9 protein-coding genes and 1 tRNA gene are annotated in these 11671 nt (G+C 69.3%); 2 read left to right on the top strand and 8 right to left on the bottom strand.

What is annotated here, in order from left to right; all coding sequences use genetic code 11:
* Nucleotides 1-38: 38 nt before the first annotated feature.
* The 8 genes from J2S35_RS08935 to ilvD all read right to left on the bottom strand — a co-directional run bounded on the left by J2S35_RS08935 (nt 39) and on the right by ilvD (nt 10691).
* Complete coding sequence (locus J2S35_RS08935) at nt 39-1262, bottom strand: Fic family protein (RefSeq protein WP_309852442.1); 1224 nt, start codon at nt 1260-1262, stop codon at nt 39-41.
* Nucleotides 1263-1435: 173 nt separating this feature from the next.
* A complete protein-coding gene (gene serA, locus J2S35_RS08930) occupies nt 1436-3031 on the bottom strand; it encodes a phosphoglycerate dehydrogenase (protein ID WP_309852439.1) in 1596 nt (531 codons plus the stop codon).
* 173 nt (nt 3032-3204) lie between these two features.
* The gene (gene ilvC, locus J2S35_RS08925; protein ID WP_309852437.1) at nt 3205-4230 is read right to left on the bottom strand and encodes a ketol-acid reductoisomerase; all 1026 of its coding nucleotides are present in this window, start codon (nt 4228-4230) and stop codon (nt 3205-3207) included.
* A 54-nt stretch (nt 4231-4284) separates the two neighbouring features.
* On the bottom strand, nt 4285-4797 hold the full coding sequence (gene ilvN, locus J2S35_RS08920; protein WP_309852434.1) for an acetolactate synthase small subunit: 513 nt from the start codon (nt 4795-4797) through the stop codon (nt 4285-4287).
* Between the two features lies 1 nt (nt 4798).
* Nucleotides 4799-6613, bottom strand: coding sequence for an acetolactate synthase large subunit (locus J2S35_RS08915; protein ID WP_309852430.1), 1815 nt, complete (start codon nt 6611-6613; stop codon nt 4799-4801).
* Nucleotides 6614-6927: 314 nt separating this feature from the next.
* A complete protein-coding gene (locus J2S35_RS08910) occupies nt 6928-7917 on the bottom strand; it encodes a DUF979 domain-containing protein (RefSeq protein ID WP_309852427.1) in 990 nt (329 codons plus the stop codon).
* A 2-nt stretch (nt 7918-7919) separates the two neighbouring features.
* Nucleotides 7920-8723: a DUF969 domain-containing protein gene (locus tag J2S35_RS08905; protein ID WP_309852425.1), complete on the bottom strand. Its 804-nt coding sequence runs from the start codon at nt 8721-8723 to the stop codon at nt 7920-7922.
* A 231-nt stretch (nt 8724-8954) separates the two neighbouring features.
* Complete coding sequence (gene ilvD / locus J2S35_RS08900) at nt 8955-10691, bottom strand: dihydroxy-acid dehydratase (RefSeq protein WP_309852422.1); 1737 nt, start codon at nt 10689-10691, stop codon at nt 8955-8957.
* A 186-nt stretch (nt 10692-10877) separates the two neighbouring features.
* Here ilvD and J2S35_RS08895 point away from each other — a divergent pair, with 186 nt between their 5' ends.
* A complete protein-coding gene (locus tag J2S35_RS08895; protein WP_309852419.1) occupies nt 10878-11294 on the top strand; it encodes a hypothetical protein in 417 nt (138 codons plus the stop codon).
* Between the two features lie 202 nt (nt 11295-11496).
* Nucleotides 11497-11572 (top strand) — tRNA-Lys (locus J2S35_RS08890).
* Nucleotides 11573-11671 lie beyond the last annotated feature (99 nt).

Here is an 11671-nt window from a genome sequence, read left to right as displayed (position 1 = left end):
GGCTGGCGCCGGGCCGGCCCCGTCGTCGTCCCTGCAGCCTAGCGCAGGGGCCGCCACCGCCCGGGTCGATCGGCGTACCGATCAAGGGCATGGAGGATGTCGTCGGCGCGCCAGGTGGAGTTCCGCGTCTTGTGATGCCGAGTCTGCTTGAGAATGCCGCGCTCCTCGAGGACCTTGATGTGCCGGTGCTCGTTGGCCTCCACGCCCAGGAGCTCGCGCGCGAGCTGGGCGGAGACGACAGGCTGCTGGAAAAGCCCCTCCGCGAGTCGGCGTGCGGCTGAGTCCGCACGGACCCCTTGGAGCTGCTCCTCCCAGGCGAGGCGGACATCGGCCAGGTCGGACGCCAGGTTGCGCCCATTGACCAGTCCGATGAGGGATGCTCGGGCCACGCACTCGACGATAGGGTCGATCGCCCCCTCGCGGTATGCAGTCAGGGCCGCGACATAGTCCGAGGGGTCTGCCAGGAGTCCTGCGCTCACCGGGGCGGTGACGGAGCGGGTGATGCCTTTCGCTCGAAGCATGGCCTGAAGGAGAGCCCGGCCCGTGCGCCCGTTGCCGTCCTCGAAGGGGTGGATGGTCTCGAACTGGGCGTGTGCCACGGCGGCCTGCGCGAGGGCCGGCAGGTCCATCCGGGCAGCGAACTCCATGAGGTCCTCGAGGGCCCCGGGCACTCTCCCCGCGACCGGTGGCACGAAGTCAGCGTCATGAGGTGAGCCGGCGCCCATGAAGGCGCGTCCGCCGATCCACACCTGGTCCTGACGGAGCTGTCCTGCCCCCTCGGGGTCGCTGCGTTCCATGAGAGCGCGGTGCATGGACTGAAGCGCGGCGACGTCGAGTGTCTCGGCGAAACGAAGCGCCGCGTTCATGGCGCGCACGTTGCCCACGATCATGAGCGCGTGCTCAGTGCCCGCCCCCGTCACCTCGGCCTCAGCGATCCTCCGTGCTGACGCCGAGAGCCTCTCGATCTCTGAGCTCGAGGCCGATTCGGAGCGCAAGAGCAGGGCCGCGTAGGGCGCCACCGTGCCGCCGTGCTCGGCGTCGAAGGCTCTGATCTCCGAGGCGGCCTCCTCAGCGAGGGCCGAGACGCGCGGCGAGAGGATCAGCTCGTGATCACCCATTCTGTGCGGGATGGCGGCCTTGTACGGTTGGCCGACGCGCCACCGATCCAGACGCGCCATCCCGGAGACGGGACTCACGTCCCAGGGCCCGCTTTCGTAGTCCAGGGGCGGCCACACGGCTGTCGGCGCGCTTTCTGAGGTCATAGAACCACTTTAGCCTCACTTATGACACTAAGTGAGGCTAAGTCTGCACAATGGCCTCACTTAGGTGCCTAAGTGAGGCTAACGCCCCCGCGGAGCCTCACGTGCGGGCGGCGGGGATGAGCCGACGGCGGCGGCTGGCGCCGGGCTGGCCGCCGTCGTCCTCCCCCACCCCGCTACCCGGCGAGGTCGATCTCGCGCACCCGCTCCGCTCCGACCTCGCTGCGCAGTGCCTCAAGGACGCCCTCGGGCAGCGCCGCGCTCACGGCAAGCACCGCCAGAGCCGTGTCCTCGGAGTCGTCCCGGGAGACCTGCATCGCGTCAATGTTGACGCCGCGCTCGCCGAGGATGTGGCCCACGGCGCCGATGACTCCTGGCCGGTCCGTGTACTCGAGGACCACGAGGTGGTCCGTGAGGGCGATCTCGAGCTCGTGCCCGTTGACGCCCACGAGCTTCTGCTGCTGCCGCGGACCCGTCAGGGTGCCCCGGACGCGCAGCCGCGTGCCGTCCTGGAGCGTGCCGCTCACGGCGAGGACGCTGCGGTAGTCGTCGCTCTCCGGCGACGTTGTGAGGCGCACGTCGATCCCGCGGCCCTCGGCGATGACGGGCGCGTTGACGTAACTCACGTGCTCCGAGACGACGTCCCGGAAGACGCCCTTGAGCGCGGAGAGCTCGAGGACGGTCACGTCCTTGTCGTGGATCTCCCCCATGACCTCAACGTCGATCTGGGCGACCGACCCCTTGGACAGCGCGGTGAACACGCGGCCAAGGCGCTCGACGAGGTCGATCCCGGGGCGCACGTCCTCGTGGATGACGCCGCCGGCCACGTTGACCGCGTCGGGGACGAGCTCGCCGGCGAGGGCCAGGCGCACGGACTTCGCGACGGCCACGCCGGCCTTCTCCTGCGCCTCCGCGGTCGATGCGCCGAGGTGAGGGGTGACGACGGCCCCCGGGTGGGAGAAGAACGGCAGGTCGGTGCTCGGCTCGCTCGCGAAGACGTCGATGCCCGCGCCGGCGATCTGCCCGGTGGCCAGTGCCTCCGCGAGGTCGGCCTCGTCGACAAGCCCGCCGCGGGCCACGTTGACGACGACGGCGCTGGACTTCATCCGCGCGAACTGCTCCGCCCCGAGCATGCCCACGGTCTCGGGCGTCTTCGGCATGTGGATCGTCACGACGTCGGCCCGCTCCAGGAGCTCGTCGAGGGATGCCAGGGTCACTCCCAGCTGTCCGGCGCGGGCGGCGGTCACGTACGGGTCATAGGCGACGACGTTCATGCCGAAGGCCTTCATCCGCGCGGCGACGAGGGCGCCGATGCGGCCGAGGCCGATGACGCCGAGCGTCTTCTCGTAGAGCTCAGTGCCGGTGAAGGCGGAGCGCTTCCACTCCCCTCCCTTGAGGGAGGCGTTGGCGGCCGGGATGTGCCGGGCCAGGCTGAGGATGTGCCCGCACGTCAGCTCGGCGGCCGAGATGATGTTGGACGTCGGGGCGTTGACCACCATGACGCCCGCGGCCGTCGCGGCGGGCACGTCCACGTTGTCGAGGCCCACACCGGCACGGGCGATGACCTTCAGGTCGCGGCCGGCGGCGATGGCCTCGGCATCCATGTGCGTCGCGGAGCGGATGAGGACGGCGTCCGCACCAGGCAGCGCCGCGAGGAGAGCCTCGCGGTCTGCGCCGTCCACGCTGCGGGTCTCGACGTCGGGCCCGAGGGCCTGCGTCGTGGCTGGGCTGAGCTCCTCGGCAATGAGGACTACGGGCTTGCGAGCGTTCACGGCGTTTCCTTGGGAGCTGGGGTCGGGTGGGGTCTGGAGAGCTCTGGGCTCGGGCGGGGGTGTGTTCGTGCGGGGATGACAGGGGCCGCCGTCGTCCGTTCGCTCGGGTCAGCGAAGGCGGTCAACGGCGACCCCCGGGGTGGTGCTGTCAGGCCGGACGGCCTGGGGACGGGCTAGCGGGCAACGCTGCCCTCGGTGAAGTCGTCGTTCGCCTTGAGCCAGGAGAAGAGCTGGCGCAGCTCGCGGCCCGTCTTCTCGATCGGGTGGCCCTCGCCCTTGGCCCGGAGCTCAAGGAACTCGGTGCGGCCGTTGTCCTGGTCGTCGATGAACCGCTTCGCGAAGTTGCCGTTCTGGATGTCCGCGAGGACCTCCTTCATGTTCTCCTTCACGTGCGGGTCGATCACGCGCGGGCCGGAGACGTAGTCGCCGTACTCCGCCGTGTCGGACACGGACCAGCGCTGCTTGTTGATGCCGCCCTCGACCATGAGGTCGACGATGAGCTTGAGCTCGTGAAGCACCTCGAAGTAGGCGATCTCCGGCTTGTAGCCGGCCTCGGTCAGCGTCTCGAAGCCGTACTGGACGAGCTGGGAGACGCCGCCGCAGAGCACGGCCTGCTCGCCGAAGAGGTCGGTCTCGGTCTCCTCGGTGAAGGTCGTCTCGATGACGCCGGCGCGCGTGGCGCCCAGGCCCTTGGCGTAGGCGAGGGCGAGCTCACGGGCCTTGCCCGAGGCGTCCTTCTCGACGGCGATGAGCGCCGGGACGCCGCGGCCGGCCTCGAACTCGCGGCGGACCGTGTGGCCCGGGCCCTTGGGGGCGACCATGGCAACGTCCACGCCCTCGGGCGCCTCGATGTAGCCGAAGCGGATGTTGAAGCCGTGGGCGAAGAAGAGCGCGTTGCCCGGCTTGAGGTTCTTCTCGATGGACTCCGCGTACACGGTCCGCTGCACCTGATCCGGCGTGAGGATCATGACGAGGTCGGCCTCGGCCACAGCGTCCGCGACGGAGAGGACGCGCAGCCCCTCGGACTCCGCCTTGGCCTTGGACGAGGAGCCCTCGGCGAGGCCGATGCGGACGTCCACGCCCGAGTCGCGGAGGTTGAGGGCGTGGGCGTGGCCCTGCGAGCCGTAGCCGATGACGGCGACCTTCTTGCCCTGGATGAGGCTCAGGTCGGCGTCGTCGTCGTAGAACATCTCAGTCATGGTGTCTCTCCCGTGTGTCGTGTGGTTCGGAACGTGTGTGCGCCAGCGTTGAGGCTAGCGGTCTGTGCGGGTCTTCTCGGGGGTGCTCTTGGGGCCGCGGGCAATGGCCAGCAGGCCGGACTGCACGTACTCGCGCACCCCGAAGGGCTCGAGGATGGCCAGGAGCGCTCCCAGCTTCTCAGAGGTGCCTGTGGCCTCGATGGTCAGTGAGTCCGGCGCCACATCCACGATATGCCCCCGGAAGAGCTCCGCCGCCTGTGTCACCTGTGTGCGGTTCGTGACGTCCGCCTTGACCTTGATCATCATGTGATCGCGCTGGACGGAGTTCTCCGGCACGAGCTCGACGACCTTGAGGACGTTGATGAGCTTGTGGAGCTGTTTGGTCACCTGCTCGAGGGATTTCTCGTCCGCGTCGACCACAACGGTGATGCGCGACTGCCCAGCGGCCTGGGTCGGCCCCACGGCAAGTGAGTGAATGTTGAAGGCGCGCCGGGCGAAGAGGGATGAGACGCGCGTGAGCACGCCCGGGACATCCTCGACGACGACGGACAGCGTGTGCTTGGCCACCTCAGGCCTCCTCGTCCTCGTGCTCCCACACAGGCGTGTGGTCGCGGGCGGTCTGGATCTGATCGTTGGAGACGCCGGCGGGGACCATGGGCCACACCATCGAGTCCGGGCTCACCACGAAGTCGACGACGACGGGCCGGTCGTTGATGGCCATCGCCTGCCGGATCGTCTCGTCCAGGTCCTCCTCCCGCTCGCATCGCAGGCCCACGCAGCCGTAGGCCTCGGCGAGCTTGACGAAGTCGGGGATGCGGCGCGTGCCGTGCCCCGTGTTGAGGTCCGTGTGGGAGAAGCGCGAGTCGTAGAAGAGCTTCTGCCACTGGCGGACCATGCCGAGGGAGGAGTTGTTGATGACGGCCACCTTGATGGGGATGCCGTTGATCGCGCACGTCGCGAGCTCCTGGTTGGTCATCTGGAAGCAGCCGTCGCCGTCGATGGCCCAGACGGTCCGCTCGGGATTGCCGACCTTGGCGCCCATGGCCGCCGGGACCGCATAGCCCATCGTGCCGAGGCCCGCAGAGTTGAGCCACTGGCCGGGGCGCTCGTACTTGACGAACTGGGCCGCCCACATCTGGTGCTGGCCGACGCCCGCCACGAACACGCCCTCCGGCCCCGTGAGCTCGCCGATGCGCTCGATGACGCGCTGCGGGACCATGAGGCCGTCCGAGGACTCGGTGTAGCCGAGCGGGAACTGCGCCTTGAGCCCGGCCAGCGCCGCGTTCCACGAGCCGTAGTCAGGGCTGTGGCGCCGCATCTCCTTCGCGAGGGCCTCGAGGGCCGGCTTCGCGTCGGAGACGATCGGCACGTCCGCGTGCCGGTTCTTGGAGATCTCCGCGGGGTCCACATCGATGTGAATGACCTTCGCCTTGGGCGCGAAGGATGAGAGGACGCCGGTGACGCGGTCGTCGAACCGCGCTCCCACCGTGAGGAGGACGTCGGCCTCCTGGAGGGCGAGGACGGCCGAGACCGCGCCGTGCATGCCCGGCATGCCGAGGTGGAGCGGGTCTGAGTCCGGGAAGGCGCCGCGAGCCGTCAGGGTGGTCGTGACCGGCAGGCCGATGGCGTGGACGAGCTCGGCCAGCTCCTCTGACGCGCCCGCGCGGATGACGCCGCCGCCCACGTAGGCGACGGGCTTGCGGGCGCCGGCCAGGAGGGCCGCCGCCTCCTTGATCTGCTTCCGGTTCGGCGAGAGCACGGGCTTGTAGCCCTTGACATCGACGACGGGCGGCCACACGAACTCCGTCATGGCCTGCTGGGCGTCCTTCGTCACGTCGACGAGGACAGGCCCAGGGCGGCCCGTCGTCGCGATGTGAAGCGCCTCGGCGAGGACCCGTGGGATGTCGGCCGGGTCCGAGACGAGGTAGGAGTGCTTGGTGACGGGCATCGTGATGCCGACGATGTCCGCCTCCTGGAAAGCGTCCGTGCCGATGGCGGTCGAGAAGACCTGGCCAGTGATGGCGAGCAGCGGAACGGAGTCCATGTTGGCGTCCGCGATGGCCGTGACGAGGTTGGTGGCGCCGGGACCCGAGGTCGCGATGCACACGCCAGGCCTGCCCGTGACCATCGCGTAGCCCTGGGCCGCGTGGCCCGCGCCCTGCTCGTGGCGGACGAGCACGTGTCGCAGGACGGTGGAGTCCATGAGCGGGTCGTACGTGGGGAGAATCGCGCCGCCCGGCAGGCCGAAGATGTCCGTGACGCCGAGAAGCTCAAGCGAGCGGATGATGGCCTGGGACCCAGTCATGCGTTCGCGGATGGTCGGTTGGGCGTCAGAGGCCGCGGCCGTCTGGCGCGCCGCCTCACCCTCTGTGTGCTCGTTCATGGCGAGTGCTGCTCCCCCTTCGACACCGCGTGCCCCGCGGCGCCTCCTAAGTTGTGATCACGTCATATGAAAAAAGCCCTCCCACCCTCCTGGGCGGTGCGGGCTCACGGGTGACGTCGGTCCGCGGTGCGCGGCCGGCGTCCCCTTAAATGATAGAGACGAGAAGCACGGTGTGGTTCATGGTCTCCATGGTGCTCCCCTTGCGGCGTCAGTGCCACCACAACGGCCCCGGGTCCCACTATGTGAGACACCGGAGCCGCTATGTGAGATTGCTAGCCGTCAGCGGCACCCAGGCGCCGCCGGAGCCACTCCCCCTACAGCCAGGGGAAGACGCACATGAAGACGATGTTGACCGCCAGCATGATGAGCGCCGTGGGGATCTGGGCCTTGATGGGGCCGTACTGGTTCTTCATCTCCAGCAGCGCCGCAGGGACGATGTTGAAGTTGGCCGCCATCGGCGTGACAAGCGTGCCCGAGAAGCCTGCGAGCATGGCCACGGCGAAGAGCGGTGCCGGCGAGGCGCCGTACGCCTCGACGAGCACCGGCCAGCCGATCGCCGCCGTCATGATCGGGAACGCGGCGAACGCGTTGCCCATGATGGCCGTGAAGACGAACATGCCGAGCGCGTAGATGAGCACCGCGACAATGCGGTTGCCCTCAGGCGTGATCGAGCGCGTGAACTCGCCGACGATCGTGCCGACCCCGGCGTTCGTGAACAGCGTGCCGAGCGTCGAGAGCATCTGCGGCAGGAGGACAGCCCAGCCGATGGACTCGAGCAGGCGCCGGCCCTCGTGGAGCGGGACGGCCGGGCTCTTGACCCGGAACATGACGACAGCCACGAGGAGCGCCACGAGGCAGCCGATCGTCAGGCCCTGGATGGTCTCCGTGCCCGTGGCGAACATGGGCTTGCCGTTGACCGGGATCTTCGAGATGCCGGCCGCGATGATGACAGTCACGACAGGCACCGTCAGCGCCGGGATGAAGAGGCGGCTGCCGTAGCGGCGGGCGAAGGACTCGCGCTCGCCCTCCGTCGTCGTGAGAACGTCACCGCGGCTCGTCAGGCCGAGGCCGGCGATGAGCGCCAAGGCGATGACCATGGCGCCGAGGGGCGCCGCGGGCAGCTTCGGGCCGAGAGCCGAGGCGCCCGTCTTGCCCGGGATGAACCCGCCGTAGAAGAAGCACGCGCCCAGGAGGATCCAGAATGCGGCGTTGGTCCAGCGCTTCGAGTGCGCCGGGTCCCGGGCGATCTGGATGCCCACCGTCGCGAAGAACGCGCCGGCGATCCAGTAGATCCATTCGCTCATGATCATGCGCGGGCCTCGCTCTCGCGTGCGGCGGCAAGGGCGGCCTGCTCAGCTGCGCGCTGGTCCGCCTCTTCCTGCTCAGGGGTCCATCCCTCGGCGATCGCGGCCTTCATGTCGCGCTCGACGACGCCGTCGAGGCGCAGGAGCCGGAAGCCATGGATGAGGAACGCGGCGATGGCCGTCGGGATGGCCCAGACGGCGATCTGGATCGCGTCGAGGGTCAGGCCGTACGTGCTGTCGACGAACGCCGTGATGAGGAGCACCGAGCCGATGGCCACGAAGCAGTCCTCACCGAAGAAGAGGCCCACGGTGTCGGCGCCGGCCGAGTGGCCCTTGACGCGCTCGCGCACGCGCTCCGGGAGGTAGTCGCCGTGCTTGCGGGCAACGGCGCCCTCCGCCATCGGGTAGACCACGGGGCGGACCATCTGCGCGGGGCCGCCGAGGCTCGTGAGGCCAAGGGCCGACGACGCCTGGCGGAAGAAGAGGTAGATCGCGAGCAGGCGACCCGCCGTGAGCGTCGCAAGACGGCTCACGAGGCGCTTCGCCTGCTGCTGGAGGCCGAAGCGCTCCGCGAGACCGATGATGGGCAGGACGATGAACGCGACCGAGATCGAACGGCTGTTGGTGAACCCGGTGCCGAACGTGGAGAGGATCGTGATCGGGTCAATGCCGGCCAGAAGGGCCGCGGCAATGCCCGCAACGGTCACCACGATGAGTGGGTTCAACCGCAGCGCGAAGCCGATGACCACGAGCACGACGCCCAGGATCGGCGACCACGACTGGATCGACGTGAAGAAATCTTGCATGTGGGGTGCTTTCAGAATGGAGGAAGACTACAGGCCGGCCACTGTGAAGAGGCGCACACAGCCGACGCCCAAGTATGACCCCGCGCCCGTCCCCTCGCCAACTCCGCACGCGTGCGACGGTCACAGTCCGCAACGAGAACAGCGCCGCCCCGAGCTCGGAGAGAGCCCGGGGCGGCGCTGAGGAGGAGCGGGCGACGACGCGGCTGGCGCCCCGCCGTCCGCCGCCGTGATTTAGCCGCAGTAGGCGCCGTCGCTCGCCGAGTGGACGAGCTTGGCGTACTTCGCGAGCACGCCCGTCGTGTACCGGGCAGGCAGGGGCTGGAACTCGGACCGGCGCTTCTGGAGCTCGTCCTCATCGACCAGGAGGTCGAGTGAGCGGCCCTGGATGTCCACGCGGATGCGGTCCCCGTCCCGGACGAGGCCGATCGGGCCCGCGTCGCTCGCCTCGGGGGCGATGTGGCCGATGCACAGGCCGGTCGTGCCGCCGGAGAAGCGCCCGTCCGTGAGGAGGAGCACGTCCTTGCCGAGGCCGGCGCCCTTGATGGCGCCCGTGATCGCGAGCATCTCGCGCATGCCGGGGCCGCCCTTGGGGCCCTCGTATCGGATGACGACGACGTCACCGGGCTGGATCTCCTGGTTGCCGAGCGCCTCGAGGGCCGCCTGCTCCCGCTCGAACACGCGGGCCGGGCCCTCGAAGGTCTCGGCGTCGAAGCCCGCCGACTTGACGACGGCGCCCTCCGGGGCGAGCGAACCCGAGAGGACCGTGATGCCGCCCGTGGCGTGGATGGGGTTGTCGAGGGCGCGGAGGATCTTGCCGTCGACGTCCGGCGGGTTGATGGCCTCGAGGTTCTCGGCCACCGTCTTGCCCGTGACCGTCAGGGCGTCGCCGTGAATGAGGCCCGCGTCGAGGAGGGCGCGCATGACCACGGGCACGCCGCCCACCTGGTCCACGTCCGTCATGACGTAGCGGCCGAACGGCTTGAGGTCGCCGAGGTGCGGGACCTTGTCGCCGATCCGGTTGAAGTCCTCCAGCTGGAGGTCGACCTCGGCCTCGCGAGCGATGGCGAGGAGGTGGAGGACGGCGTTGGTCGAGCCGCCGAACGCCATGGTCACGGCGATCGCGTTCTCGAAGGCCTTCTGCGTCAGGATGTCCCGCGCGCGGATGCCCTTGCGGAGGAGCTCGACGACGGCCTCGCCCGACTTGTGAGCGAAGACGTCGCGGCGGCGGTCGGCGGAGGGCGGCGCCGCCGAGCCGGGCAGCGACATGCCGAGGGCCTCGCCGATGGCGGCCATCGTGTTGGCGGTGTACATGCCGCCGCACGCGCCCTCACCGGGGCAGATGGCGCGCTCGATCCGGCCGAGGTCCTCCTCGCTCATGCGCCCCGTCTTGCAGGCGCCGACGGCCTCGAACGCGTCGATGAGGGTGACTTGGCGCTCCGAGCCGTCCTCGAGCTTGACCCACCCGGGCATGATCGAGCCCGCGTAGAGGAAGACGGAGGACAGGTTGAGACGCGCGGCGGCCATGAGCATGCCCGGCAGGGACTTGTCGCAGCCGGCGAGGAGCACAGAGCCGTCGAGGCGCTCCGCCTGCATGACGGTCTCCACGGAGTCCGCGATGACCTCGCGGGAGACGAGCGAGAAGTGCATGCCCTCGTGCCCCATGGAGATGCCGTCCGAGACCGAGATGGTGCCGAACTGGAGCGGGTATCCCCCGGAAGCGTGGACGCCCTCCTTGGCCCCCTGAGCGAGGCGGTTGAGGGACAGGTTGCACGGGGTGATCTCGTTCCACGAGCTCGCGATGCCGATCTGCGGCTTCGTCCAGTCGTCGTCCCCCATGCCCACGGCCCTGAGCATGCCGCGCGACGGCGCCGAGTCGACTCCGTCGGTCACCGCCCGGGAGCGGGGCTTGATGTCCACTGCGGCCTCGCGGCCCGTGTTGTCCTTCTGCGCGCTGCTGTCATCCTTCATGCGAGCCAGTGTATGTTGCGGCCGGTCGTCGTCGCCCTCTCCCTGGCCCCGGAGTCCACATGGCGAGGCGAGGCGCCAGGCCGCCGCCTCCCGCCGCTCAGGTGACGTGGAGGGACCGCCGGGGGAACGCCAAAGTACCCCCGGTACCGTGAGGCGCGTCTCATCTCCCCATCGCAAGCAGGCCTCATGACTCACGAGCGGACAGCCGGAGCCGACGCTCTCGCCAAGACCCACTTCCGCGGACTCTTCGACGCGCGCGTCTACAACTACGGGGACTACAACATCCTCGTGGCCGAGGGGCTGGGCGCACGCTCGCAGGAGACCTTCCTCCTCGGCTACCGCCCGTCTCCGCGTGAGATTCTCGTGTGCCCCCTCGGAGACTCCCCCGTCGTGCAGATCTCGGAGATGGACGTCTCGGTAGCGGCGGTCGACGCGACCGATCGGACTGTGGGGATCATCACAACGAACGGTCTGGCACTCGAGTTCTCGCTGGAGGACGTCGCGAGCGCTCCGGTCGGCCCCGCCCTCGCCGTCCTTAATCAGAGCGACGACGTCGCGGACTTCCTCGCATTCATGCAGGTTCTGGCCCGCGACGCCGCGTAACGGCGGGGATCGCGGGGCGCTGGGCCGCCCGAGGCGCGCCCATGAATCCCCTCACGGGACGGGCCGCCGGGCGCTGGGGACAGTCCTCCCAGGAGTCCGCTCCCGAACGGGAGAGCCCCGTTTTGCACGCGCCCCAAAACCCTGGTAGAGTCTTTCTTCGTTGCACGGCGCCGCGGGAAACACCGCAGAGCAGAGTAACGATGCGCCTCTAGCTCAACTGGCAGAGCAATTGACTCTTAATCAATGGGTTCCGGGTTCGAGTCCCGGGGGGCGCACCAACCGGAAGTGCCGGGTTCTTCACAGCGAAGAGCCCGGCATTCTCGCGTTCGGGGGCGGCAGCGCGCGTGGGCCGCAGCCCGTCCGGGGGCGGCCACCCG

The sequence above is a fragment of the Falsarthrobacter nasiphocae genome (assembly GCF_031456275.1).
Taxonomy (GTDB): domain Bacteria; phylum Actinomycetota; class Actinomycetes; order Actinomycetales; family Micrococcaceae; genus Falsarthrobacter; species Falsarthrobacter nasiphocae.
The sequence above is the reverse complement of the archived record's forward strand: the minus strand, read 5'-3'. Positions and strand labels throughout refer to the sequence as shown.

What these genes read in the sequence shown, in the direction of transcription:
- J2S35_RS08935 (WP_309852442.1), bottom strand. Translation starts at nt 1,262, where the DNA reads ATGACCTCAGAAAGCGCGCCGACAGCCGTGTGGCCGCCCCTGGACTAC.
- ilvC (WP_309852437.1), bottom strand. Translation starts at nt 4,230, where the DNA reads ATGACTGAGATGTTCTACGACGACGACGCCGACCTGAGCCTCATCCAG.
- J2S35_RS08915 (WP_309852430.1), bottom strand. Translation starts at nt 6,613, where the DNA reads ATGAACGAGCACACAGAGGGTGAGGCGGCGCGCCAGACGGCCGCGGCC.
- J2S35_RS08910 (WP_309852427.1), bottom strand. Translation starts at nt 7,917, where the DNA reads ATGAGCGAATGGATCTACTGGATCGCCGGCGCGTTCTTCGCGACGGTG.
- J2S35_RS08905 (WP_309852425.1), bottom strand. Translation starts at nt 8,723, where the DNA reads ATGCAAGATTTCTTCACGTCGATCCAGTCGTGGTCGCCGATCCTGGGC.
- ilvD (WP_309852422.1), bottom strand. Translation starts at nt 10,691, where the DNA reads ATGAAGGATGACAGCAGCGCGCAGAAGGACAACACGGGCCGCGAGGCC.
- J2S35_RS08895 (WP_309852419.1), top strand. Translation starts at nt 10,878, where the DNA reads ATGACTCACGAGCGGACAGCCGGAGCCGACGCTCTCGCCAAGACCCAC.